We start from the raw sequence: 25,345 nt of genomic DNA on the forward strand, positions 1-25,345 counted from the left end.
TGTTGAAATAGCCGCATATTCTACCCGTTATCGGCGGGCGCGCCAAACCACTGATGATACCAACGTGGTAAAACTTGATCCCGTAAGCTATGGATTTGCCACCCTTCTGCAGAAAAAACCACCGTTATCTGCCCATGCTGCGGCGTGGCGAACCAGCGATACCCCCGCTGGCGATAACGCTGAACGACCTTGTGCGAGGGCATCCGCCACGCATTGTAGCGCGAAGCGGAAACCAGCGCGGCCGCGCCATCCACCCGCCGGATCAGCAGTTCGCTGGAGGAGGTGTTGCTGCCGTGATGGGGAACCTGAATAAGTGTAGACGCCAGATGCTGCCAGTAGCGGCTGATCATCGCCTGCTCCGCCTGACGTTCTATATCGCCGGTCAGCAGGATGCTGGAGCGACCGTCATCGATCCGCACCACGCAGGAGTGATTGTTTCCCTTTGCCGTGCTGCCCGGCAGCGGCCACAGCGCCTGGAAAGTGAGTCCCTGCCACTGCCAGCGCTCGCCGCGATGGCACGGCAGATGACCCGACCAGCCTGGCGGGCTGCGCACCCACGCCTGCGGCCATGCCTGCAGCACCGATTCGAGGCCGCCGCGATGGTCAAGATGCTCGTGGCTCAGCATAATCCCCTGCAGCTGCAGATGGTGCCAGCGCAGCCACGGGATAATCACCTGTCGACCGCTGTCGCCCTGCGGCCATGCCGGCCCGGTATCGTACAATAACGCCTTGCCGTAACGCTCGATCACCATCGCCAGCCCCTGCCCGACATCCAGCATCGTCACCTGCCATTGGTCCGCGGGCGGTTGCCGGCTGAATGGCCGCGTCAGCAAAAACAGCACGCTCAGACACAGCGCCGGCGAATGTCGCCAGCTCTGAAAACGCCAGCCCATCACCAGCAGCCACGGCAGGCTACTGATCCAGAGCCAGCGGGCATCCAACGTCAGCCAGCCGTCCGGTAAACGTCGTAACCCCCAGAACAACACCGCCAGCACGCGATCGGCTGCCAGCCAGATCAGCGACGCCACCATCTCCGGTCCAGTGAGATGCAGCAGCATTCCGGCGAGAATGAGCGGCACCGCCAGCAGGGTCACTAACGGTACCGCCAGCAAATTGGCGGCCATCGATGTCAGGCTTATACCGTGGAAGAGCAGCAGTTGCAGCGGCATCAGCAGCAGCGTCACGCCAGCCTGCAAATGCGCGAGGGCGAACAGGGCTTTCCACGGCCAGCGCCAACGGCTGTCAGGCAGCGGTAACCACTGGTACCAGAAGATCAGCCCCGCCACGGCGAAGGCGGATAGCCACAGGCTTTGCGACAACACCGCTAACGGATCGGCAACCAGTATCGCCCCCAGACAGCAGAGCCACACCTGCCACGCCGTCCAGCGTTGACCCGACAAACGTAAAGCACAGCAGACCGCAAGCCCTACGCAAGTGCGCAGGGCCGGCGGCTGCATACCGGTCAGCCAGGCATAGCCGACGGCGCCCGCCAGCCCGGCCAGCAGCGGTAGCCGCCAGCCGATCCAGCGCCCTGGTAAAAGGGACTGTAATCCACGCAGCAGGAGCACGATCAGGGAAGCCGCGAGGGCAATATGCAAACCGGAGATAGCCATCAGGTGGGAGGTGCCTGTGTTCTGCATCAGGACCTTTATCTCCGCCGGCAGCGCCAGCCGCTCCCCCATTCCCAACCCCAGCATCACCGGATGCCAGGGATAAGTCTGCAATCGCCGGGTCAGCGACGCCAGGTAGCGGGCGCGCAGACTGCAGCGGGTATCCAGCGCGGAAGCGGCGACGATCCCCCCGCTCAGCGGCCGATGCTGAGCCAGCGCATAGCGCTGGCTGTCGAAGCCCCCGTCATTGAGCTGTCCATGCACCGGCCGCAGGCGCAGCGTCATCATCCAGCGCTGCCCCTCGCAGACGGGCGCAGGTGCAAGTTCCCCGTATAAAGTCACGCCAACCGGAGGGAACAGGAAGCGACCCGCCAGGCGCACAATCTGCCCGCGGTGCAGGGTCTGACCATCCGTCTCGTGAAGGATCACTTCCGCCTGACTGACGGCGCCGGTGAGGTGCTGCGTTGGCCACAGCGCCTGATACGCGCTTAAAACTCCCCAGACCATCAGCAGAAGCGTCACCGCCACAACGGCGACGACCGTCCCGCGCAGACGGGTCAGCAACATCGCCAGTACGCCGGCGACCGCCAGAGTGCCCGGCCCCGGCAACGCGGGTAGCCAGAGTAGCGGCAGTATTGCGATGATGGCGCATCCGGCAAGCCATGGTAGACGCATAAACACCTCCCTGTGAGCGGGCAGTGTTACGCAAAGCGAGGCTGGCGTCCTGGGGCAGTATTCAGGCGCGCGCGCAGCGTTCCAGACAATCGTCACGCTTGCAGTCAGGCACTTTTGTTTTGCGAGGCGGGACGCAAATGGCGGGTACAAAAAAAGCACCCAAAGGTGCTTTTATCGTCAGGCAGGTTGCACGTCGTGCAACTCACCCTTCATAAATATTGGCGCGGTCACGTAATTCTTTCCCGGGCTTAAAGTGCGGAACGTACTTACCTTCCAGTTCGACTTTATCACCAGTTTTCGGGTTACGTCCGGTGCGAGGTGCTCGATAGTGCAGAGAGAAGCTGCCGAAACCGCGGATTTCAATGCGCTCACCTTGAGCAAGCGTTGAGGCCATATGTTCCAGCATTTCTTTAACAGCATCTTCCACCGCTTTCGCCGGAATGTGAGATTGCTGGCTGGCAAGTCTTTCAATCAATTCTGACTTGGTCATTATTCCTCCGGTTTCCTTCAAGGCAAAAATTAGCTAACAGCTTAAACAAGGGCGGCCGTAGCCGCCCTTTGTGCTTGATTACAGGACGAATCCTGCAATCTGTCAAGTAAACTCGTCACTATTCAGGTTGTTATTACCTGAATGACAAAGATTACTCGCCTTTCGCTGCTTTGAACGCTTCAGCCATGGCGTTGTTGGAGAAGTTCGCGTCTTCCTGCTTGTTCACGGTAGCGATAGCGTCTTTTTCTTCCGCTTCGTCTTTCGCACGTACAGACAGGCTCACTACGCGGTTCTTACGATCCACGCCAGTGAATTTCGCTTCAACTTCGTCGCCAACGCTCAGAACCAGAGTTGCGTCTTCAACGCGGTCACGGGATGCTTCAGAAGCACGCAGGTAACCTTCTACGCCGTCAGCCAGTTCTACGGTTGCGCCTTTAGCGTCAACTGCAGTCACTTTACCAACAACGATAGCGCCTTTCTTGTTCAGAGCAACGTAGTTGTTGAACGGATCTTCCGCCAGTTGTTTAACGCCCAGGGAGATACGCTCACGCTCTGCGTCAACCTGCAGAACAACTGCTGCGATTTCGTCGCCTTTTTTGTATTCACGAACTGCTTCTTCGCCTGCAACGTTCCAGGAGATGTCAGACAGGTGAACCAGGCCGTCGATGCCGCCGTCCAGGCCGATGAAGATACCGAAGTCAGTGATAGACTTGATTTTACCTTCAACACGGTCGCCCTTGTTGTGGGTTTCCGCGAACTGCTGCCATGGGTTAGATTTGCACTGCTTCAGACCCAGGGAGATACGACGACGTTCTTCGTCGATATCCAGAACCATTACTTCCACTACGTCGCCAACGTTAACAACTTTGGACGGGTGGATGTTTTTGTTGGTCCAATCCATTTCGGAAACGTGAACCAGGCCTTCAACGCCTTCTTCGATTTCAACGAAGCAGCCGTAGTCGGTCAGGTTGGTCACGCGACCGGTCAGTTTGGTACCTTCCGGATAACGTTTAGCGATAGCTACCCACGGATCTTCGCCCAGCTGTTTCAGGCCCAGGGATACACGGGTACGCTCGCGGTCGAACTTCAGCACTTTAACAGTGATTTCGTCGCCAACGTTTACGATTTCGCTCGGATGCTTAACGCGTTTCCAGGCCATATCGGTGATGTGCAGCAGGCCGTCAACGCCGCCCAGATCAACGAATGCACCGTAGTCAGTGAGGTTCTTAACGATACCTTTGACTTCCATGCCTTCCTGCAGGTTTTCCAGCAGCTGATCGCGCTCTGCGCTGTTTTCGGATTCGATAACGGCACGACGAGAAACAACAACGTTGTTACGCTTCTGGTCCAGCTTGATGACTTTGAACTCAAGCTCTTTGCCTTCCAGGTGCAGCGTGTCGCGCACCGGACGAACGTCTACCAGGGAACCCGGCAGGAACGCACGAATACCGTTCAGCTCAACAGTGAAGCCACCTTTAACTTTGCCGTTGATAACACCGGTAACAGTTTCAGCGTCTTCGTAAGCTTTTTCCAGCGTGATCCAAGCTTCGTGACGTTTAGCTTTCTCACGGGACAGCAGAGTTTCACCGAAGCCGTCTTCTACTGCATCCAGAGCAACGTCAACTTCGTCACCAACCTGGATTTCCAGCTCGCCCTGGGCGTTTTTGAACTGCTCAGCCGGGATGGCGGACTCAGATTTCAGACCGGCGTCAACCAGTACTACGTCTTTGTCGATAGCAACAACAACACCACGAACGATGGAACCCGGGCGGGTTTCGATTTCTTTTAAGGATTCTTCAAACAGTTGAGCAAAAGATTCAGTCATGTTTAATCTTCAGGTTAATATTAACGTCCACCTGGCTCCGTGCCGGATGGGGTTGTTTCACATACCCGCTGACCATCCATTGCCGCGGGGTACTGCTATAATTCGGAGGCTTCGGCGCGTGACCGGTTAAGGCTTACGCAACGGCCAATTTTTCGCGCGCATATTGTAGCGCTTTTTCAATCACTTGCTCAATGTTTAGTTCGGTTGAATCGAGAACTAATGCATCGGCAGCCGGGACAAGCGGCGCCACGGCGCGATTTCTATCGCGATCGTCACGCTCTTTTATCTCGGACAAAAGACGTTCAAAGTTAACATCAAAGCCCTTTTCCTGCAACTGCCGCATGCGGCGATGCGCCCGTTCATCGGCCGAGGCATCGAGGAAAATTTTCACCGGCGCGTCCGGGAAAACCACCGTGCCCATATCGCGCCCGTCGGCAATCAGCCCCGGCAGCTCACGAAAGGCGCGCTGGCGGCGCAGCAGCGCTTCGCGAACGCGAGGGAAAGCCGCCACTTTCGAGGCGGCGTTCGCGACCTCCTGGGTGCGAATTTCGCCGCTGACATCTTCCCCTTCCAGCACCACTTCCAGGTTGCCGTCAGTAGAAATAAAGCGCACATCAAGATGGGCAGCCAGGGGCACCAGCGCCTCTTCGGACTCCACGTCAACATGATGATGCAGCGCCGCCAGCGCCAGAACGCGGTAGATCGCGCCTGAATCTAACAGATGCCAGCCCAGCGCTTCCGCCATTGCCTTGCACAACGTACCTTTACCCGCACCGCCAGGCCCATCAATGGTGATTACCGGAACTGTTGCCGTCATCTTTTTCTCCTTCAGCAAGGCGCATAAATATCTAAACGCCGCGCATTATACGCATCTCTTCGGCGGAAAGTGAGTCTTGCTTTTAAATTACAGATAACTGGAAATCTCATGCGGAAGAATTGAGCAATTATAGCGGGCTGATAGAGCATCAGCCCGGAAGATGAGGCAGTTTTACTTTTTATCTGCAGCGATACGGTCGCGGATATGCTGCGCGCGTTCAGCTGAAGGCGGGTGTGAATCGAACAGAGATTTACTGTGGCCGGCGTCAAGGCTGGCCAGTTTTTCGAAGCTGCCCACCAGCCCCTGAGTGCTGATGTTGCGTTTTTTCAGCAGATCGTAAGAGAAATCATCAGCATCCGACTCCTGCGAGCGGGAGAACGCAGAGTTGATCATTCCCTCAGCGATATCGCCCAACTGAGATTTAGACAAGTTTGCAGCCGCTTCGCTGGTCGCTGAAATTGCATCGCGTGCGGCAATAGTCGCATACGCGGTTTGCATCGCTTTGCGCGAGTGTCCGAGCGCTACGTGACCCAGCTCATGGCCCAGAACCGCTTCAACTTCATTATCGGTCATCATGTCCATCAGGCCGCTATAGACGCGGACGCAGCCGTTGGCCATTGCCCAGGCGTTGACGTCGGATGTCATGTAAACCTTATAGGTTACCGGCGTGCCGTTGATATTATTTCCTAACGCTTTGGCAATTTTGTTCAGACGTTTGGTGTACTTACTTGATGCACTAGCCAGTTTATTTTCACTATCCATTTGCTTACAGGCATCGTCGGAAAGCGTTTTGACTTCAGAGTCAGAAAGCGTCGCCGCTTTGTAAGCCGTCATTCCTGAATTGACGAGGGCGTTGGTGTCCATCCCCTGCATATTTTTACAACCTGCCAACAACGTGGCGGAAACGGCCAAAGCCAGCATTACTTTTGTATTTCTCATATCAATCATCCATTGATTAGCATAATAAATGCTTATAAATCCTATATTTACAAGCAAGCAAGGCTAGCATTTAGTTTCCTGTCCGACAAGCAGAGATAAAAAAACGCCGACCTGAGGGTCGGCGTTGTTACCTTAAATTCGCGTCATTCAGGCCGGCGTACTGATCCGCGCCAGTTGCTCAAAATAGTCGGGGAAGGTTTTCGCCGTACACTTCGGATCAAGGATGGTCACCGGCGTATCAGACAGCGCCACCAGCGAGAAGCACATCGCCATCCGGTGGTCGTTATAGGTGCCGATTTCAGCATACTTCAGCGTCGCCGGCGGGGTGATGCGAATATAATCTTCACCCTCTTCCACCTCGGCGCCCACTTTACGCAACTCGGTCGCCATGGCGAACAGACGGTCCGTCTCCTTGACCCGCCAGTTGTAGATATTGCGCAGCGTGGTGGTCCCTTGCGCGAACAGCGCGGCGGTGGCGATGGTCATCGCGGCGTCCGGGATATGGTTCATATCCATATCGATAGCCTTGAGCTCGCCCCGGGTACAGGCGATGAAATCGTCGCCCCAGGTGACGGTGGCGCCCATTTTTTCCAGTACGTCGGCGAAACGAATATCGCCCTGTACGCTGCCGCGGCCGATACCGGTGACTTTCACCGTGCCGCCCTTAATGGCGCCAGCGGCAAGGAAATACGAGGCCGATGAAGCATCCCCTTCCACCAGGTAATCCCCCGGCGACTGATACTGTTGCTTGCCGCGCACCACAAAGCGCTGATAAGACTGGTTGTCCACCTCAACCCCGAAGGTTTTCATCAGGTGCAGCGTAATGTCGATATAGGGTTTTGACACCAGATCGCCCTTAATGGCGATCACGGTATCCTGCGGCGCCAGCGGCGCAGTCATCAGCAGCGCGGTCAGGAACTGGCTGGAGACGCTGCCGTCAACTTCAACGTTGCCCCCCTGGAATCCCCCGCGCAGGCGCAGCGGCGGATAATTTTCCTGCTCCAGATAGTCGATCTGAGCGCCGCCCTGACGCAGGGCATCCACCAGATGGCCGATCGGGCGCTCTTTCATTCGCGGCTCGCCGGTCAGCACGATATCGTTGCTGCCAAGGCACAGGGCTGCCGCCAGCGGGCGCATCGCGGTACCGGCGTTGCCGAGGAACAGCTCCAGCGCCGCTGCGGCATGCAGCGGGCCGCCGTTGCCGGTCACTTCACAGCGGGTACGGTCAGCAGACAGGGTGTATTGAACCCCCAGCGCACTCAGGGCATTCAGCATATGGCGCACATCGTCGCTGTCCAGCAGGTTGGTCAGCACCGTCGTGCCGCGAGCCAGGGCGGCCAGCAGCAGCGCGCGGTTGGAGACGCTTTTCGAACCTGGCAGGTTCACGGTGCCCTCTACGCGTGCGATGGGTTGTAACGTCAGGGAATCCATCAAACTTCACTCTCAAACAAACAGAATAAAAACCCCGCAGACAGGCCGCGGGGAGGAAGAAAGGAACGGGCGATTAACCGTGGCGGCGTTCGAAGTCCAGCATAAAGTCGGTTAACGCCTTCACGCCGTCCAGCGGCATCGCGTTGTAGATGGAGGCACGCATGCCGCCCACCACCCGGTGGCCCTTAAGCGCGTGCAGCCCGGCGGCAAACGACTCTTCAAGGAACAGTTTATCCAGCGCGCTGTCCGCCAGCTGGAACGGCACGTTCATACGGGAGCGGTTGGCTTGCGCCACATCGTTACGATAGAAGCCGCTGTTATCGATCACGCCATACAGCAGTTCGGCTTTCTGCTGGTTGATCTTGTCCATCGCGGCAACGCCGCCCTGCTGTTTCAGCCACTTAAACACCAGACCGGCCAGATACCAGGCGAACGTCGGCGGCGTGTTAAACATCGAGTCATTCTCGCTTAACACGGTGTAGTCGAGGATTGACGGGCAGGCCACGCTGGCTTTACCCAGCAGATCTTCACGCACGATGACCAGCGTCAACCCTGCCGGGCCGATATTCTTCTGCGCGCCGGCGTAGATCACGCCGAAGCGGTTGACGTCAATTTCGCGGGACAGAATGGTGGAGGAGAAATCGGCGGTCACGATGACGTCGTCGCCGAAGTTCGGCGTATCGTCAATCGCGATACCGTCAATGGTTTCGTTCGGGCAGTAATGCAGATACGCCGCGCCCGGCGTCAGCTGCCACTCGCTCATTGGCTTGACCGCGCGCTTGCCGTCGACGGTGATTTTCGCGTCGATGACGTTAGGCGTGCAGTATTTCTTCGCCTCTTTGACCGCGCTGGCGGCCCAGTAGCCAGCGTCCACATAGTCAGCGACGTTTTTATCGCCGAGGATGTTCAGCGGGATCCCGGCGAACTGGCCGCGACCGCCGCCATGACAGAACAACACTTTATAGTTGGAAGGGATATTCAGCAGAGAACGGAAGTCCTGTTCTGCCTCTTCTGCCACCTGGATGAACTCCTTACCACGGTGACTGATTTCCATGACCGACGTACCCAGACCGTGCCAGTCGCACAGTTCCTGCTGAGCCAGTTTGAGTACTTCCGCCGGCAGCATTGCCGGGCCCGAACTGAAGTTATAGACCTGAGCCATTTCCCCTCACCACGTTGCTATGTTGTTTTGCCCGCGAACCGCCGCGGGCATAAGTTATTCCTGTGGCTATCGGTTTTATCATTCAGTGACACGGTCCGCAATGGCTAAAACTCGCCGACGGCAAAACGCGGCAGCCGTCACACAACAGAATCTATCGGCTTGACGTAATAAAACCGACATATTTGCTGTCAGGTGAGCCGTTTCGCCCGGCTGGCCTTCGACCATTCTGCATTTGCGCAGCGGGAACATATTCGCTTTTCTCCCGCCTGCATCGCCATCACGATGCTGCAGCGTACGCAGGCGTAGATCCCCTCCTGAGGAATAGTGGTATAGCGCGTGGTGCAGTGCGTCGGGAGAATCGACAACCCGGCCCTCACCTCGTCATCGGGATAATAAAACACGCTGATCTGGCCATTGGTTTCAAGGATCGCCAGCCGCACCTGGCCGAGCTGCTCGACGCTGTTGACCCGTAGCTCCATAAAAAATTCGAATTCGGTCATATTTTCCGCATGCAGTTTCTCCCATGCCAGTTGCCCCTCCTCCACCACCACGATAGGCTTGCCCTCCAGCAGATCCTCCAGCTTTTCACTATGCCCCATCAGCCACATGATGCCGCGATAAAGCAGCGCCAGCGTGACGAAGACCACCAGCACCGGCAACAGCGGGACATCGTCATAAAACGCCACGTCCCCCGCCGCCGAGCCGAGGGTCAGAATAATCAGCACCTCAAACAGCGACATCTGCCGCACGCCGCGCCGTCCGGTAATTTTGAGGAAAATAAAGACCAGAACGAAGGTGTAGAGGCTGCGCAACGCCACCTCACCGAGAAATTCCACCGGCACTTTATCGAGCGCCATCCTCTGCCAGTCAAAGGCTTTCATTATCATCTCCCTGAGCATTAAAAGATGTCTCTAAGCATAGCCAGATGATGGAGATAGCACCTGTCAGATAAAAGCCGTATCATTGCGCGCTTTCCGTACGACAAAAGTGATCGCCATGACCCAAACGTTTATTCCCGGCAAAGATGCCGCCCTGGAAGATTCCATCGCTCGCTTCCAGCAAAAATTGCTCGACCTCGGATTTGATATCGAAGAGGCCTCGTGGCTGAACCCGGTGCCGCACGTGTGGTCCGTTCACATTCGCGATAAGGAATGCGCGCTGTGCTTTACCAATGGTAAAGGCGCCACCAAAAAGGCAGCCCTCGCCTCCGCGCTGGGCGAATATTTCGAGCGCCTGTCCACCAACTATTTTTTCGCTGACTTCTGGTTAGGCGACACTATCGCTAACGGCCCGTTCGTTCACTACCCGAACGAAAAGTGGTTCCCGCTGACCGAAAACGACGACGTCCCGGAAGGTCTGCTGGATGCCCGCCTGCTCGCGTTCTACGATCCGGACGATCAGCTGACGGCCAGCATGCTGGTGGATCTGCAATCCGGTAACGATGAGCGCGGCGTGTGCGGCCTGCCCTTTACCCGCCAGTCCGACGGCGAAACGGTCTATATTCCTATGAATATCGTCGGCAACCTGTATGTCTCCAACGGCATGTCCGCCGGCAACACCCGTAATGAAGCTCGCGTGCAGGGCCTGTCCGAAGTCTTTGAGCGCCATATCAAAAACCGCATCATCGCCGAAAGCATCAGCCTGCCGGAGATCCCGGCGGAGGTCATGGCGCGCTATCCGGGCGTTGTGGAGTCGATCGCCAAACTGGAAGCCGAAGGTTTCCCGATCTTTGCCTATGATGGCTCGCTGGGCGGCAAGTATCCGGTTATCTGCGTCGTGCTGTTTAACCCGGCAAACGGCACCTGCTTCGCCTCTTTCGGCGCCCATCCGGACTTCGGCGTGGCGCTGGAGCGTACGGTCACCGAACTGCTGCAGGGCCGCAGCCTGAAAGATCTCGACGTCTTCACGCCGCCGACCTTCGACGACGAAGAAGTCGCCGAGCATGCTAACCTCGAAACCCACTTTATCGACTCCAGCGGCCTGATTTCCTGGGATATGTTCAAGCAGGATGCCGACTATCCGTTCGTTGACTGGAGCTTCTCCGGCACCACAGAAGAAGAGTTCGCCACCCTGATGGCCATCTTCAAGGCCGAAGATAAAGAAGTGTATATCGCCGACTACGAGCACCTGGGCGTTTACGCCTGCCGTATCATCGTCCCGGGGATGTCGGATATTTACCCGGCGGAAGATCTGTGGCTGGCGAACAACAGCATGGGCGCTCATCTGCGCGACACCATTCTGTCCCTGCCGGGCAGCGAGTGGGAAAAAGAAGATTACCTGGCGCTGATCGAGCAGATGGACGATGAAGGCCTGGATGATTTCACCCGCGTTCGCGAACTGCTGGGCCTCGCCACCGGCAAAGACAACGGCTGGTATACCCTGCGCGTCGGCGAGCTGAAAGCCATGCTGGCCCTGGCCGGCGGCGATCTGGAGCAGGCGCTGATCTGGACCGAGTGGACCATGGAGTTCAACGCTTCGGTCTTCAGCGCGGAACGCGCTAACTACTATCGCTGCCTGCAGACCCTGCTGCTGCTGAGCCAGGAAGAGGAGCGTCAGCCGTTGCAATACCTGAACGCCTTTATCCGTATGTACGGCGCCGAAGCGGTCGAAGCCGCCAGCGCGGCGCTGAGCGGGGAAGCGCCGTTCTATGGCCTTCAGGCTGTCGACAGCGATCTGCAGGCCTTCCCGGCCCATCAGTCGCTGCTGAAGGCTTATGAAAAACTGCAGCGAGCGAAGGCGGCGTTCTGGGCAAAATAAGCCCTAAGCGCGCCATCGTGGTGACCAGCAACGGAGCCCAATGCGGCTCCGTTGATTTCACCTGACGAGGCGGCCACTATAGTTTGTAGTTGCAAAGTTAATTAATAGTAAATAATGCGCTTATAAGATTTACCATTCGTTAATTTTAAATAAAATACTCCATATTAATTAACTCAAAAAATGGCGTGAAAACGAAAAAATTCAACATAACTTATAAATTTTAAAATTTATTTTCTTCATAATATTCAATCAGTTAACCACTAAAAACACAAAAACCACACACTAAAAAGGCATATAGTTCCGGTGAGATATGATCTATATCAATTTCCCTTCTATAATGCTTTGTTAGTATCTCACCGCCAACTTATATAAAGAGAGAGTTAGTGTGAAAGCTGACAACCCTTTTGATCTTTTGCTCCCTGCCGCGATGGCGAAAGTCGCCGAAGAAGCAGGTGTCTATAAAGCAACGAAGCATCCGATGAAGACCTTTTATCTGGCGATCACCGCTGGCGTTTTCATCTCCATCGCTTTCGTATTCTATATCACCGCGACCACCGGCACTGCCGCGATGCCTTATGGGATTGCCAAGCTTATCGGTGGGGTCTGTTTTTCCCTGGGTCTGATTCTGTGCATTATCTGCGGCGCTGACCTCTTTACCTCTACGGTATTGATCGTGGTGGCAAAAGCCAGCGGTCGAATTACCTGGGGGCAACTGGCAAAAAACTGGCTCAACGTCTATTTTGGTAACCTGGTGGGCGCACTGCTGTTTGTGCTGCTGATGTGGTTATCAGGCGAATATATGACTGCCAACGGCGGTTGGGGGCTCAATGTCCTGCAGACCGCTGACCACAAAATGCACCATACTTTTGTGGAGGCCGTGAGCCTGGGTATCCTCGCTAACCTGATGGTTTGTCTCGCCGTATGGATGAGCTATTCCGGTCGTAGCCTGATGGATAAAGCGATGATCATGGTCCTGCCGGTAGCGATGTTCGTTGCCAGCGGCTTTGAGCACAGCATCGCCAACATGTTTATGATCCCGATGGGTATCGTAATCCGCAACTTTGCAAGCCCGGAATTCTGGACCGCAATCGGTTCGACTCCGGAAAGTTTCTCTCACTTGACCGTTATGAACTTCATCACTGATAACCTGATTCCGGTAACTATCGGGAACATTATCGGCGGGGGTCTGCTGGTCGGGTTGACATACTGGGTCATTTACCTGCGTGGCAACGACCATCACTAAGGGTTGTTTCAGGCAGTAAATAAAAAATCCACTTAAGAAGGTAGGTGTTACATGTCCGAGCTTAATGAAAAGTTAGCCACAGCCTGGGAAGGTTTTGCGAAAGGTGACTGGCAGAATGAAGTCAACGTCCGTGACTTTATTCAGAAAAACTACACCCCATATGAAGGCGACGAATCCTTCCTGGCTGGCGCGACTGAAGCGACCACCAAGCTGTGGGACAGCGTAATGGAAGGTGTAAAACAGGAAAACCGCACTCACGCGCCTGTTGATTTTGACACTGCCCTGGCTTCCACCATCACCTCTCACGACGCAGGCTATATCGAGAAAGGTCTGGAAAAAATCGTTGGTCTGCAGACCGAAGCGCCGCTGAAACGTGCGATCATCCCGTTCGGTGGTATTAAAATGGTTGAAGGTTCCTGCAAAGCGTACAATCGCGAGCTGGACCCGATGCTGAAAAAAATCTTCACTGAGTACCGTAAAACTCACAACCAGGGCGTTTTCGACGTCTATACTCCGGACATCCTGCGCTGCCGTAAATCCGGCGTGCTGACCGGTCTGCCGGATGCTTACGGCCGTGGTCGTATCATCGGTGACTACCGTCGCGTTGCGCTGTACGGTATCGACTTCCTGATGAAAGACAAATTCGCCCAGTTCAACTCTCTGCAAGCGAAACTGGAAAGCGGCGAAGATCTGGAAGCGACCATCCGTCTGCGTGAAGAAATCGCTGAACAGCACCGCGCGCTGGGCCAGATCAAAGAGATGGCGGCTAAATATGGCTACGACATCTCCGGTCCGGCGACCACCGCTCAGGAAGCTATCCAGTGGACCTACTTCGGTTACCTGGCTGCCGTTAAATCTCAGAACGGCGCGGCAATGTCCTTCGGTCGTACCTCCAGCTTCCTGGATATCTACATCGAACGTGACCTGCAGGCGGGCAAAATCACCGAGCAAGACGCGCAGGAAATGGTTGACCACCTGGTCATGAAACTGCGTATGGTTCGCTTCCTGCGTACCCCGGAATACGATGAACTGTTCTCCGGTGACCCGATTTGGGCAACAGAATCCATCGGCGGTATGGGCGTTGACGGCCGTACTCTGGTGACCAAAAACAGCTTCCGCTTCCTGAACACCCTGTACACCATGGGGCCGTCTCCGGAGCCGAACATCACTATCCTGTGGTCTGAAAAACTGCCGCTGAGCTTCAAGAAATTCGCTGCTAAAGTGTCCATCGATACCTCTTCTCTGCAGTATGAGAACGATGACCTGATGCGTCCGGACTTCAACAACGACGACTACGCTATCGCATGCTGCGTAAGCCCGATGGTTGTTGGTAAGCAAATGCAGTTCTTCGGTGCTCGCGCCAACCTCGCAAAAACCATGCTGTACGCTATCAACGGCGGCGTGGATGAAAAACTGAAAATGCAGGTGGGTCCGAAATCTGAACCGATCAAAGGCGACGTTCTGAACTTCGACGAAGTGATGGAACGCATGGATCACTTCATGGACTGGCTGGCTAAACAGTACGTCACTGCGCTGAACATCATCCACTACATGCACGACAAGTACAGCTACGAAGCCTCTCTGATGGCGCTGCACGACCGTGACGTTATCCGCACCATGGCGTGTGGTATCGCGGGTCTGTCCGTTGCTGCTGACTCCCTGTCTGCAATCAAATATGCGAAAGTTAAACCGATTCGTGACGAAGACGGTCTGGCTGTCGACTTCGAAATCGAAGGCGAATACCCGCAGTTTGGTAACAACGATGCTCGCGTCGATGACATGGCCGTTGACCTGGTTGAACGTTTCATGAAGAAAATTCAGAAACTGCACACCTACCGCAACGCGATCCCGACTCAGTCTGTTCTGACCATCACCTCTAACGTGGTATATGGTAAGAAAACCGGTAACACCCCAGACGGTCGTCGCGCTGGCGCGCCGTTCGGACCAGGTGCTAACCCGATGCACGGCCGTGACCAGAAAGGTGCTGTTGCCTCTCTGACCTCCGTAGCGAAACTGCCGTTTGCTTACGCGAAAGATGGTATCTCTTACACCTTCTCTATCGTACCGAACGCGCTGGGTAAAGATGACGAAGTTCGTAAGACCAACCTGGCGGGTCTGATGGATGGTTACTTCCACCACGAAGCGTCCATCGAAGGTGGTCAGCACCTGAACGTGAACGTAATGAACCGCGAAATGCTGCTCGACGCGATGGAAAACCCGGAAAAATATCCGCAGCTGACCATCCGCGTATCTGGCTACGCTGTACGTTTTAACTCCCTGACTAAAGAACAGCAGCAGGACGTTATTACCCGTACCTTCACTCAGACCATGTAATTCCCTGTCTGACTGAAAAAGCGTACAATAAAGGCCCCACATCAGTGGGGCCTTTTTAACAAGCAATCCCCGCCCTAGCCTGCTTTGCCAGTTATCTATACTTTGGGTATCTGTCAAAACAGACTCGACACAGCCGCTGAGCTGTGCACCAACACGGCCCCGGATGGGCCACATCTGGAGAAAACACCGCAATGTCAGTTATTGGTCGCATTCACTCCTTTGAATCCTGTGGCACCGTTGATGGCCCGGGCATCCGCTTTATTACCTTTTTCCAGGGCTGCCTGATGCGCTGCCTGTACTGCCACAACCGTGATACCTGGGATACCCACGGCGGCAAAGAAATCACCGTTGAAGAGTTAATGAAAGAGGTGGTGACCTATCGTCACTTTATGAATGCTTCCGGCGGCGGCGTCACCGCATCGGGTGGCGAAGCGATCCTGCAGGCGGAGTTTGTTCGCGACTGGTTCCGCGCCTGTAAGAAGGAAGGTATTCATACCTGTCTCGATACCAATGGCTTTGTTCGTCGCTACGATCCCGTTATCGACGAACTGCTGGAGGTAACAGACCTGGTGATGCTGGATCTCAAGCAGATGAACGATGAGATTCACCAGAACCTGGTCGGTGTCTCTAACCATCGTACGCTGGAATTCGCCCAGTATCTGGCGAAGAAGAATATCAATGTCTGGATCCGCTACGTGGTGGTTCCGGGCTGGTCAGACGATGATGATTCCGCGCACCGCCTGGGCGAATTTACCCGCGATATGGGCAATGTCGAAAAAATCGAGCTGCTGCCCTACCATGAGCTGGGCAAACACAAATGGGTAGCGATGGGCGAAGAGTACAAGCTGGACGGCGTCCATCCGCCGAAGAAAGAGACCATGGAGCGAGTCAAAGGCATCCTTGAGCAATATGGGCACAAAGTAATGTACTAATCCCGCCCGGGCCGGTGATGCGCTTATGCCGGCCTGCAACGGCGTGGGAAGCTGTTACCGTCCAGCCCGTTGCATTCTTATGCAAGACAGCTCTACTGCAGTAAGCACAGGCTATTAAAACGGATGACGCGCAGCATGCGCTACGCGCTACAGGGTCAGGCGTGCGCCACCGGCGTTGGATGATGCCCGGCTTTACGCAGCAGGGTCAGCAGATAGATAAACGACACGCTGGCGATCATAATAAACAGCAGGTTATCCGAGAAGTTCTGCATCAGCATCGCCGTCAGCGTCGGGCCCAGCAGGCTGCCGATGGTATAGCTCATCAACAGCGCCTGGTTCATTGCCACCAGCTGATGGTGCTCCACTTTTTCACAGGCCCAGGCCATCGCCACCGGATAGAGGGTAAAGCCCGAAGCGCCCAACACAAACAGCGCCGGCGCCATCGCCGCCTGGCTGAGCATCGCCAGACATCCCAGAATCACCACAAAAACCTGCACCCGCAGCACCAGCAGGCGACCGTAGCGGTCTGCCAGGCGCCCTACCGGCCACTGGCCGAGGATCCCGGCGCTAACCATCACCGCCATCCAGAAGCCAATGCCGGCGTCGCTGACGCCCTGATGGTTCAGCCACAGCGGCATCAGACCATACAGCGAGCCGAGGACAATCCCTGAGATAATGCAGCCATTGACCCCGTGGCGCGCCTGGCGCAGCTTCAGCATCGGCCAGATACGTACCGTTTCATGTGGCTCTTCGGCCTGCCCCATGATGCGGGTAAACAGCAGCGGCAGGATCGCCGCCAGCGCCAGACCCGTCACCCACGGCAAGACGCTCATTAAATCGGTGGGGAGTTTACTGACCATCAGCTGGCCCAGTACGGTACCGACGTAATAGACCATCATGTACGCCGCCAGCAGACGACCGCGGCTGCGTGAAGTGCCGCTGCAGACCAGCGCGCTTTCCACCACCACCCAAATCATCGCGCAGCCTACGCCGGCGATAAAACGCCAGCTCAGCCACGTCCAGAAGCCCACGGTGATCCCCAGCCCTACGCAGCCGACGGCGAATATTAACGACGCGAGATAATAGCTGCGGTTAAACCCCAGGCGCTTGATCACCCAGCCGGCAAGCAACGTACCGGCCAGATTGCCGGTAAAATAGGATGACCCTACCATGCCGACCTGCCAGGTTGGCATATTTTCATGGGCGAGCCAGAGCGGGACGAGCGTATTCAGCACCGCTATCGCCAGGGTCAGTAAAAGCAGGCCACAGAGCAGCATTTGCACTGGCCGGGTGTAGATGGTCATGGGTAAAAACCGTGAGGAATGTTCAGATCGCGAACGCATCATGCCACCGCTAAAAACATTGTCAATCCACCTGAAATCAGGCCTGACGCGGTTTTGCCGGGCACGATAGAAGTTTTTTATCCACAGAACGGATAAAGATGAGGCAACAGATAATACGCTGTTGTTTTTCTTAATTTATTAATAAATCTTGCTGTTAATTTCAGTCGAAAAATTTAATCTATCGACAGCACGTTTTCATCATGCCGGCACGCCTGCGCCGGCATGATGACGCTGATTAACTGGCGATAGCCATCCCGACGGTCATATGCAGACCATAGAATACGCCGCGGCCAATCATCTCTCCCGCCAGCACCAGAACAAACGCCAGGCCGAGCAGCGAGACCGCCGGCTTGCGGCCGCGGATCTGCGGCACGCACCAGCAGGCCAGGGCCAGCGCCAGCAGCACCACGCGCCAGGCCATAAGCGGCCCATAATCCGGCACCAGGGCGGAGGCCTGCTGAATTGAGCTGCGGATAGTGGCGAGTTCACTCCCCTGCATCAGGACCACCACGATGCTCACCAGCAGCGCCAGTAAAGTGACCACCGGCAGCAGGCGCAGCGCCCAACCGTCGACGCCTGCGACGCGCAGCAGCAGGTAGCCCAGCAGCGGGCCGCCGATAAACAGCGTCAGGAAGAAGCTCAGCGGCGTCCAGACGGTATACCAGGTCGGCACCGTGTCGATGGTGTTATAGACCCGCACCATCATCCAGACGAAGATTACCCCAAGCGCCATGGTCGCTACCAGCCACAGGCTACGCAGTCCGGCAGGCAACTTTTTACACACGGCCAGCAGCCAGCCAATCCCGCCGACGGCGAAGAAGATCGCCCCGCTGGCTATCTCATTACTCAGCGATGAGGCCCCTACGCGATTGAGCGAGTTAAAGGCCCGCAGCGGCGAACCGAGGTGCATTGTCGAGGCGATAAACCCGATCCCCATCAATACCCACAGGCCGAACATGCTACCCACCACGCGCTGCTCCTGCTCACGGGAGAGCTTGCCCGTCATGAGCGCCAGCGCCAGGACGATGAAGCCGCCCGCGACGCACTGGCCGAAGACCGTAAAGATCATCAGCGGCCATTCATGCCATCCGTTTCCCATCTTACACCTCCTTCGGGTTTGCCAGGTAACCGGTGGTATCGCCACACGGCCGGGCATTGGCGTTAGGTTTGATCACGATGCTCGGCCGGGTAAAGTGCGCCGAAGGCAACGGCGCCACCGCCGCCAGCTGGCCGTGCTTAGCGCGCAGTTCGGCAATCGGCCCGAAATCCAGCGCCCGCAGCGGGCAGGACTCGACGCAGATCGGCTTTTTCCCGTCGGCAACGCGCTCGTGGCAGCCGTCACACTTGGTCATATGGCCTTTGTCGGCATTATATTGCGGCGCGCCGTAAGGACAGGCCATATGGCAGTAACGGCAGCCAATGCACACCTCTTCGTTGACCACCACAAAACCGTCTTCGCGCTTGTGCATCGCTCCGCTCGGACAGACCTTGGTGCAGGCCGGATCTTCGCAGTGGTTACAGGCGATGGAGAGGTAATAGGCGAACACGTTCTGATTCCAGACGCCGTTATCCTCCTGCCAGTCGCCGCCGGCATATTCATAAATGCGGCGGAAGCTGACCTCCGGGGTCAGATTTTTGTAGTCCTTACAGGCCAGTTCGCAGGTCTTGCAACCGGTGCAACGGGCGGAATCAATAAAAAATCCATACTGAGTTGTCATCGGTTACTCCTTACAGCTTCTCAACCTGGACGAGGTTGGTATGCGACGGGTTCCCCTTCGCCAGCGGCGAGGGGCGCTGGGTGGTCAGCACGTTAATGCTGCCCGCCTGATCCACGCGCGAGGCGTCCGGGTTATACCAGGCCCCTTCCCCCAGCGCGACCACGCCCGGCATCATGCGCGGGGTCACCTTCGCTTCGATATGCACTTCCCCACGGTCGTTGAAGATGCGAATGCGATCGCCGTTGGCAATACCGCGCTGGCGGGCATCGATCGGGTTAATCCACATCTCCTGCCGACAGGCAGCCTTCAGTACATCGACGTTGCCGTAGGTTGAGTGGACGCGCGATTTATAGTGGAAGCCGGTCAGCTGTAGCGGGTATTTCGCCGTCAGCGGATCGTTGTAGTTTTCGAAGCCCGGGGTGTAGATCGGTAGCGGATCGATGACATCGCCTTCCGGCAGCTCCCAGGTGGCGGCGATTTTCGCCAGCGCCTGCGAATAGATTTCAATCTTGCCCGAAGGCGTGGTCAGCGGATTAGCCTGCGGATCCTCGCGGAAGGCTTTATAAGCCACATGGTGCCCTTGCGGATCGCGCTGCTTATAGATGCCCTGCTGACGGAAGGTGTCGAAATCCGGCAGGTCGGGAATCGCTGTGCGCGACTGCTCATACAGATAGCGCATCCAGCCTTCCTGGGTACGGCCTTCGGTAAATTTTTCCTCGACGCCGAGGCGCTTCGCCAGCTCGCTGGTCATCTCATAGATAGTTTTGCATTCGAAACGCGGCTTGATGGCCTGGTCGGCAAAGATGACGTAGGACATGTTGCCGCAGGAAGCATCCAGCGCGAAATCCATCTGCTCAGAGGCGGTGCAGTCCGGCAGCAGAATATCGGCGTATTTCGCTGACGAGGTCATATGGCAGTCGATGACCACAATCATCTCGCACTTCTTGTCGTCCTGCAGGATCTCGTGGGTGCGGTTAATCTCTGAGTGCTGGTTGATCAGGCAGTTGCCCGCATAGTTCCAGATCATTTTGATCGGCACATCGAGCTTATCTTTGCCACGCACCCCATCGCGCAGGGCGGTCATTTCCGGGCCGCGCTCAATCGCATCGGTCCACATAAACATCGATATGCTGGTCTGAACCGGATTCTCCAGCGTCGGCATGCGCTCAAACGGCAGGCTGTAGGAGCCCTCGCGCGCGCCGCTGTTACCGCCGTTGATCCCGACGTTACCGGTCAGAATGGCGAGCATCGCGATAGCCCGGGTGGCGATTTCGCCGTTGGCGTGACGCTGCGGCCCCCAGCCCTGGCTGATATAGGCCGGTTTGGCGCTGGCAATTTCGCGCGCCAGTTTAACAATGCGTTCGCGCGGAATACCGGTTATGGTCGAGGCCCACTCCGGCGTTTTGGCGATACCGTCGGCGCCCTGGCCAAGTATCCAGGCTTTATAGTGGCCATTGGCCGGGGCATCGGCAGGCAGAGTTTTCTCGTCGTATCCCACACAGTATTTATCGAGGAACGGCTGATCGACCAGATTCTCGGTGATCATCACCCACGCCAGACCCGATACCAGCGCCGCATCGGTACCGGGGCGAATCGGGATCCATTCATCTTCGCGTCCGGCGCCGGTGTCGGTATAGCGCGGATCGATAATGATCATCCGGGCATTGGATTTCTGGCGCGCCTGCTCAAGATAGTAGGTCACCCCGCCGCCGCTCATCCGCGTTTCGCCGGGGTTGTTGCCGAACAGCACCACTAACTGGCTGTTTTCAATATCCGACGGGCTGTTGCCATCCGCCCAGCCGCCGTAGGTGTAATTCAACCCTGCGGCAATCTGCGCGGATGAATAGTCGCCGTAATGATTGAGATACCCACCGCAGCAGTTCATCAGACGGGCAATCAGGGTTTTCCCCGGCGGCCAGGAGCGGGTCAGCGTGCCTCCCAGCGTGCCGGTGCCGTAGTTCAGATAGATGGACTCGTTGCCGTAGTCTTTAATCAGGCGCTGCGTCGTGCTGGCGATGATATCGAACGCCTCTTCCCAGCTGATTTGCTCGAATTTACCCTCACCGCGTTTGCCTACGCGCTTCATCGGATATTTCAGCCGATCGGGGTTATAAACCCGGCGGCGCATAGACCGCCCGCGCAGGCAGGCGCGCACCTGATGCAGGCCGTCATAGTTATCGTCACCGGTATTATCGGTTTCGACGTATTGAATCGCGCCATCCACCACGTGCATGCGCAGCGGGCAGCGGCTACCGCAGTTGACGGTGCAGGCGCTCCAGACCACCTTCTCACTGGCCGGGGCAGGCGTGTCGGCGGCGTGGGCCATACGGGAAAAGGGTAACGTTAGTGCGTTGCTGGCCAGCGCCAGGCCGCCTATTGCCGTGGTTTTCATCAGACCACGGCGGCTTACCTCAGCAGCCAGTAAAGCATCGGGGGCTTTAATTTTCATGGATACTCGCTTTGGTTGCTCACAATAAACTGACAAGCGCTATATAGTGATATATATAAGGCTTTGAAATATTATTGGTTTTTTATGCTGGTTTAATCCAAAGGGAGTATCACTGCATTCGCGGATGGGATTATTGCCCGGTATCAATAAGGATGTAAAAAAAGCGCCCGCAGGCGCTTTTAAGGGAGAAGGTAAAAATTAACCGATATATTCGAGGCCGCGCATATACGGGCGCAGGATTTCCGGGATCTCGATACGGCCATCAGCCTGCTGATAGTTTTCCATCAGCGCCACCAGGGTACGACCGACCGCCAGGCCAGAACCATTCAGGGTATGAACGAGACGGGTCTTCTTGTCGGACTTGCTGCGGCAGCGAGCCTGCATACGACGCGCCTGGAAATCCCAGACGTTGGAGCAGGAAGAGATCTCACGGTAGGTGTTCTGCGCCGGGACCCACACTTCGAGGTCATAGGTTTTGCAGGCGCTGAAGCCCATATCGCCGGTGCACAGCGCGACCTTACGGTAAGGCAGGCCCAGCAGCTGCAGCACTTTCTCGGCGTGGCCGGTCATCTCTTCCAGCGCCGCCATCGAGTCTTCCGGACGGACGATCTGCACCATTTCAACTTTATCGAACTGGTGCATACGGATCAGACCGCGGGTGTCGCGACCATAAGAACCTGCTTCGGAACGGAAGCACGGCGTATGGGCGGTCATTTTTATCGGCAGATCGTCTTCATCGATAATTTCATCACGCACCAGGTTGGTCAGCGGCACTTCCGCCGTCGGGATCAGCGCGTAGTTGCTGCTGTCAGCCTCTTCTTCCAGCGGACGAGTATGGAACAGGTCGCCGGCAAATTTCGGCAGCTGACCGGTGCCATACAGGGTGTCCTGGTTAACCAGGTACGGGACATAGTTTTCGCTATAGCCATGCTGTTCAGTGTGCAGATCCAGCATGAACTGCGCCAGGGCGCGGTGCAGACGGGCCAGCTGGCCTTTCATCACCACGAAGCGCGAACCGGTGAGCTTAACGGCGGCGGCAAAATCCAGCCCCCCGTGCATTTCACCCAGCGTCACGTGATCGCGCACGTCGAAATCGAACTGGCGCGGCGTGCCCCAGCGGCTGACTTCAACGTTGTCGTTTTCGTCACGGCCAACCGGCACGTCATCGTGAGGAATATTCGGGATAGCCAGCGCGATATCGCGGATTTCAGCCAGCAGCGCTTCCAGCTCGGATTTTGCGGCATCCAGCTGTTCGCCGAGTTTGTTCACTTCCAGGCGTAATGGCTCGATGTCTTCCCCGCGCGCTTTCGCCTGGCCAATGGATTTCGATCGGGAGTTGCGCTCCGCCTGCAGGTTTTCCGTTTGCACCTGCAGAACTTTACGACGCTCTTCAAGCGCGCGAAGTTTATCTACATCCAGCTTAAAGCCCCGGCGTGCCAGTTTTTCTGCGACTGCGTCTGGCTCGGTACGCAGCAGATTGGGATCGAGCATGCTTATCCTGTGCTTATCGAATTAAAAAAAGAATAGTGGCCGCAGACTACGACCACGGAAATAGTGTAATAACCTTACCGCAACGCCTCAATTAGCGGTAGCGTTTTATCGGGCTATTTTGATCCTGTTCAGCGAGCCAGGCGAGCTTTTCGCCAATTTTGCCCTCAAGCCCCCGGTTTGACGGGTGATAATAGCGCGTTTGCGCCATTTCCTGCGGGAAGTACTGCTCACCGGCGGCGTAGGCGTTAGGTTCGTCATGAGCGTAACGATACTCCTGCCCGTAGCCCATCTCTTTCATCAGCTTCGTCGGGGCATTGCGCAGATGCACCGGAACGTCATAGTCCGGACGGTCTCGCGCGTCGGCCAGCGCCGCTTTAAAGGCGGTGTAGACCGCATTGCTCTTCGGCGCGCAGGCCAGATAGACAATGGCCTGGGCAATCGCCCGTTCGCCTTCCGCCGGCCCGACGCGGGTAAAGCAGTCCCACGCCGAAATGGCCACCTGCATCGCCCGCGGGTCGGCGTTGCCGACGTCTTCCGAGGCAATCGCCAGACAACGGCGGGCAACGTACAGCGGATCGCCCCCGGCGGTGATGATCCGCGCGTACCAGTAGAGCGCCGCGTCCGGCGCGCTCCCGCGCACTGACTTATGCAGGGCGGAAATCAAATCGTAGAAACGGTCGCCTTTATTATCAAAGCGCGCGCTGCGCTCGCCGGCGATCTCGGTCAGCAGTTCCGCCTTCAGCACCCGCTTGCCCGCATCATCGCTCTCGGCCATATCGGCCATCATTTCCAGGGTATTCAGCGCCCGCCGCGCATCGCCGTTCACCAGTTCGGCGATGGCCCTGCGGGTCTCATCCGGCAAAACGATATCCTGGCCGCCGTAGCCGCGGGTTTTATCGTGCATCGCCTGGTCAAGCACCTGCTCGATATCGTCGGTGGTGAGCGATTTCAGTAAGTAGACGCGGGCGCGGGAGAGCAGCGCTGAATTAAGCTCAAAGGAGGGATTTTCGGTGGTCGCGCCAATAAAGGTGATGGTGCCATCTTCAATATGCGGCAGAAAGGCATCCTGCTGGCTTTTATTGAAGCGATGCACTTCGTCAACAAACAGAATCGTTCGTCGGCCGGCGTTGCGATTCTGCCGCGCGCGCTCAATGGCCTCGCGGATCTCTTTCACCCCGGAGGTCACCGCCGAGATCCGTTCGACATCGGCGCTGGCATAGCGGGCTATCACTTCCGCCAGGGTAGTCTTGCCGGTGCCCGGTGGCCCCCAGAGGATCATCGAATGCAGGTGCCCGGCTTCGATCGCCCGCGGCAGGGGTTTGCCCGGCGCCAGCAGGTGCTGCTGGCCAATATACTGCGCTAAATTTTCTGGCCGCATGCGAGCGGCCAGAGGTTGAAACGCGTTGTCGGAAAAATCGAGCGACAGATTGCTCACTTTCGCCTCTACTTACGTTGATCGTCCACCGTCACCCCTTTCGGCGGCGTAAAGGTGAACTTAGATGCGTCGACGGCGCCGTTCTGCTGCGATTTCAGCTGATAGCTGCTGCGCTGATCATCCTGCTCGACGGCGCTGAACTGATGGATGGTGCCGTCCCGACCGACGTTGATCGTGAACTGCTTCAGGTTGCCGCTGCCGCTTTTCGGCGTCAGCACAAAATCATCGCCGTTTTGTTTGATATTGTACTGCTGCCAGTCGCTGGACTGGTTGCGGGCAATCAGCATAAACGGCGTGTTGCTGGTGGCGTCTTTCAGCCAGGTCGCCGTGGCCTGCTCGACGAACGGGTTATAGAACCACAGGGTTTTACCATCCGAAACGAGGACGCTCTCATCCGGCTGGGTCATATGCCAGTTAAACAGATTCGGGCGTTTTACCCACAGGTCGCCCTGTCCGTCCTGCACGGCGTTGCCGCTGCCGTCGGTGACTTTTTGCGTGAAGCTGGCATGGAAGCTGCTCACTTTATCAAGACGGCTTTTTAAGTCACTGGCCGCATCTGCCCAGACCTGGCTGACGACCATACCAGACAGTAATGCACAGGTGATTGCGAGTTTTTTCATTGTTCTTCCTTAATGTGCGTCACTCCCGACGCGGGAGCCTCTTCTGCCCCTAATGTAGGACCGCCGACGGCGGC

The 25,345-nt window shown here is 56.7% G+C and carries 19 protein-coding genes; 4 read left to right on the forward strand and 15 right to left on the reverse strand.

The genetic code is table 11. The features are described 5' to 3' along the window. Window positions 1-20 precede the first annotated feature (20 nt). The 8 genes from ABLV54_RS05775 to ABLV54_RS05810 all read right to left on the reverse strand — a co-directional run bounded on the left by ABLV54_RS05775 (window position 21) and on the right by ABLV54_RS05810 (window position 9,830). Window positions 21-2,285 carry a ComEC family protein gene (locus ABLV54_RS05775; protein WP_192242436.1) on the reverse strand — a complete coding sequence of 755 codons (2,265 nt, stop codon included), beginning with the start codon at window positions 2,283-2,285 and terminating at the stop codon, window positions 21-23. Between the two features lie 202 nt (window positions 2,286-2,487). Continuing rightward, window positions 2,488-2,775, reverse strand: coding sequence for an integration host factor subunit beta (gene ihfB / locus ABLV54_RS05780; RefSeq protein WP_002898165.1), 288 nt, complete (start codon window positions 2,773-2,775; stop codon window positions 2,488-2,490). A gap of 151 nt (window positions 2,776-2,926) precedes the next feature. Beyond that, window positions 2,927-4,600 (reverse strand): 30S ribosomal protein S1, encoded by a 1,674-nt coding sequence (rpsA, locus tag ABLV54_RS05785; protein ID WP_002898162.1) that lies wholly within the window; start codon window positions 4,598-4,600, stop codon window positions 2,927-2,929. Window positions 4,601-4,733: 133 nt separating this feature from the next. After that, window positions 4,734-5,417 (reverse strand): (d)CMP kinase, encoded by a 684-nt coding sequence (gene cmk / locus ABLV54_RS05790; protein WP_023289021.1) that lies wholly within the window; start codon window positions 5,415-5,417, stop codon window positions 4,734-4,736. A gap of 171 nt (window positions 5,418-5,588) precedes the next feature. Then, a complete protein-coding gene (locus ABLV54_RS05795) occupies window positions 5,589-6,356 on the reverse strand; it encodes a M48 family metallopeptidase (RefSeq protein WP_049014842.1) in 768 nt (255 codons plus the stop codon). Between the two features lie 147 nt (window positions 6,357-6,503). After that, a complete protein-coding gene (gene aroA / locus ABLV54_RS05800) occupies window positions 6,504-7,787 on the reverse strand; it encodes a 3-phosphoshikimate 1-carboxyvinyltransferase (RefSeq protein ID WP_044521915.1) in 1,284 nt (427 codons plus the stop codon). Between the two features lie 73 nt (window positions 7,788-7,860). After that, window positions 7,861-8,949: a 3-phosphoserine/phosphohydroxythreonine transaminase gene (gene serC / locus ABLV54_RS05805; protein WP_023289018.1), complete on the reverse strand. Its 1,089-nt coding sequence runs from the start codon at window positions 8,947-8,949 to the stop codon at window positions 7,861-7,863. A gap of 188 nt (window positions 8,950-9,137) precedes the next feature. After that, window positions 9,138-9,830 (reverse strand): DUF421 domain-containing protein, encoded by a 693-nt coding sequence (locus tag ABLV54_RS05810; RefSeq protein ID WP_023289017.1) that lies wholly within the window; start codon window positions 9,828-9,830, stop codon window positions 9,138-9,140. Window positions 9,831-9,945: 115 nt separating this feature from the next. Between ABLV54_RS05810 and ycaO the strand changes: the two genes are divergently transcribed. The 4 genes from ycaO (at window position 9,946) to pflA (ending at window position 16,215) form a co-directional block, all read left to right on the forward strand. Beyond that, a complete protein-coding gene (ycaO, locus tag ABLV54_RS05815; RefSeq protein WP_044521954.1) occupies window positions 9,946-11,706 on the forward strand; it encodes a 30S ribosomal protein S12 methylthiotransferase accessory factor YcaO in 1,761 nt (586 codons plus the stop codon). A 385-nt stretch (window positions 11,707-12,091) separates the two neighbouring features. After that, window positions 12,092-12,949, forward strand: coding sequence for a formate transporter FocA (gene focA / locus ABLV54_RS05820; protein ID WP_023289015.1), 858 nt, complete (start codon window positions 12,092-12,094; stop codon window positions 12,947-12,949). Between the two features lie 51 nt (window positions 12,950-13,000). Beyond that, window positions 13,001-15,283, forward strand: coding sequence for a formate C-acetyltransferase (gene pflB / locus ABLV54_RS05825; protein ID WP_023289014.1), 2,283 nt, complete (start codon window positions 13,001-13,003; stop codon window positions 15,281-15,283). 191 nt (window positions 15,284-15,474) lie between these two features. Continuing rightward, window positions 15,475-16,215, forward strand: coding sequence for a pyruvate formate lyase 1-activating protein (gene pflA, locus ABLV54_RS05830; protein WP_002898145.1), 741 nt, complete (start codon window positions 15,475-15,477; stop codon window positions 16,213-16,215). Between the two features lie 155 nt (window positions 16,216-16,370). Here the strand turns inward: pflA and ABLV54_RS05835 are convergent, their stop codons facing one another. The 7 genes from ABLV54_RS05835 to lolA form a co-directional block, all read right to left on the reverse strand. Further along, complete coding sequence (locus ABLV54_RS05835; protein ID WP_004201378.1) at window positions 16,371-17,519, reverse strand: MFS transporter; 1,149 nt, start codon at window positions 17,517-17,519, stop codon at window positions 16,371-16,373. Between the two features lie 274 nt (window positions 17,520-17,793). Beyond that, on the reverse strand, window positions 17,794-18,657 hold the full coding sequence (locus ABLV54_RS05840) for a dimethyl sulfoxide reductase anchor subunit family protein (protein WP_101881091.1): 864 nt from the start codon (window positions 18,655-18,657) through the stop codon (window positions 17,794-17,796). Window position 18,658: 1 nt separating this feature from the next. Further along, window positions 18,659-19,276 (reverse strand): DMSO/selenate family reductase complex B subunit, encoded by a 618-nt coding sequence (locus ABLV54_RS05845; RefSeq protein ID WP_048334592.1) that lies wholly within the window; start codon window positions 19,274-19,276, stop codon window positions 18,659-18,661. A 10-nt stretch (window positions 19,277-19,286) separates the two neighbouring features. Further along, entirely contained in the window at window positions 19,287-21,725 is a 2,439-nt protein-coding gene (dmsA, locus tag ABLV54_RS05850) for a dimethylsulfoxide reductase subunit A (RefSeq protein WP_044521912.1), read from the reverse strand. A gap of 198 nt (window positions 21,726-21,923) precedes the next feature. Next, window positions 21,924-23,216, reverse strand: coding sequence for a serine--tRNA ligase (serS, locus tag ABLV54_RS05855; RefSeq protein ID WP_004201371.1), 1,293 nt, complete (start codon window positions 23,214-23,216; stop codon window positions 21,924-21,926). Between the two features lie 91 nt (window positions 23,217-23,307). Then, window positions 23,308-24,651 (reverse strand): replication-associated recombination protein RarA, encoded by a 1,344-nt coding sequence (gene rarA / locus ABLV54_RS05860; protein WP_050532918.1) that lies wholly within the window; start codon window positions 24,649-24,651, stop codon window positions 23,308-23,310. A gap of 8 nt (window positions 24,652-24,659) precedes the next feature. Continuing rightward, entirely contained in the window at window positions 24,660-25,271 is a 612-nt protein-coding gene (lolA, locus tag ABLV54_RS05865; protein ID WP_004201368.1) for an outer membrane lipoprotein chaperone LolA, read from the reverse strand. Window positions 25,272-25,345: the final 74 nt, after the last annotated feature.

The sequence above is a fragment of the Klebsiella sp. JB_Kp042 genome, from assembly GCF_040065275.1.
GTDB classification, from domain to species: Bacteria; Pseudomonadota; Gammaproteobacteria; order Enterobacterales; family Enterobacteriaceae; genus Klebsiella; species Klebsiella quasipneumoniae.

Bases quoted from the DNA above. Each gene is read 5' to 3' on its own strand.
- ABLV54_RS05845 (WP_048334592.1), bottom strand. From the start codon at position 19,276: ATGACAACTCAGTATGGATTTTTTATTGATTCCGCCCGTTGCACCGGT.
- ABLV54_RS05810 (WP_023289017.1), bottom strand. From the start codon at position 9,830: ATGAAAGCCTTTGACTGGCAGAGGATGGCGCTCGATAAAGTGCCGGTG.
- ABLV54_RS05795 (WP_049014842.1), bottom strand. From the start codon at position 6,356: ATGAGAAATACAAAAGTAATGCTGGCTTTGGCCGTTTCCGCCACGTTG.
- aroA (WP_044521915.1), bottom strand. From the start codon at position 7,787: ATGGATTCCCTGACGTTACAACCCATCGCACGCGTAGAGGGCACCGTG.
- dmsA (WP_044521912.1), bottom strand. From the start codon at position 21,725: ATGAAAATTAAAGCCCCCGATGCTTTACTGGCTGCTGAGGTAAGCCGC.
- lolA (WP_004201368.1), bottom strand. From the start codon at position 25,271: ATGAAAAAACTCGCAATCACCTGTGCATTACTGTCTGGTATGGTCGTC.
- ABLV54_RS05775 (WP_192242436.1), bottom strand. From the start codon at position 2,285: ATGCGTCTACCATGGCTTGCCGGATGCGCCATCATCGCAATACTGCCG.
- serC (WP_023289018.1), bottom strand. From the start codon at position 8,949: ATGGCTCAGGTCTATAACTTCAGTTCGGGCCCGGCAATGCTGCCGGCG.
- ycaO (WP_044521954.1), top strand. From the start codon at position 9,946: ATGACCCAAACGTTTATTCCCGGCAAAGATGCCGCCCTGGAAGATTCC.
- ABLV54_RS05840 (WP_101881091.1), bottom strand. From the start codon at position 18,657: ATGGGAAACGGATGGCATGAATGGCCGCTGATGATCTTTACGGTCTTC.
- cmk (WP_023289021.1), bottom strand. From the start codon at position 5,417: ATGACGGCAACAGTTCCGGTAATCACCATTGATGGGCCTGGCGGTGCG.
- rpsA (WP_002898162.1), bottom strand. From the start codon at position 4,600: ATGACTGAATCTTTTGCTCAACTGTTTGAAGAATCCTTAAAAGAAATC.
- serS (WP_004201371.1), bottom strand. From the start codon at position 23,216: ATGCTCGATCCCAATCTGCTGCGTACCGAGCCAGACGCAGTCGCAGAA.
- ABLV54_RS05835 (WP_004201378.1), bottom strand. From the start codon at position 17,519: ATGACCATCTACACCCGGCCAGTGCAAATGCTGCTCTGTGGCCTGCTT.
- pflB (WP_023289014.1), top strand. From the start codon at position 13,001: ATGTCCGAGCTTAATGAAAAGTTAGCCACAGCCTGGGAAGGTTTTGCG.
- pflA (WP_002898145.1), top strand. From the start codon at position 15,475: ATGTCAGTTATTGGTCGCATTCACTCCTTTGAATCCTGTGGCACCGTT.
- ihfB (WP_002898165.1), bottom strand. From the start codon at position 2,775: ATGACCAAGTCAGAATTGATTGAAAGACTTGCCAGCCAGCAATCTCAC.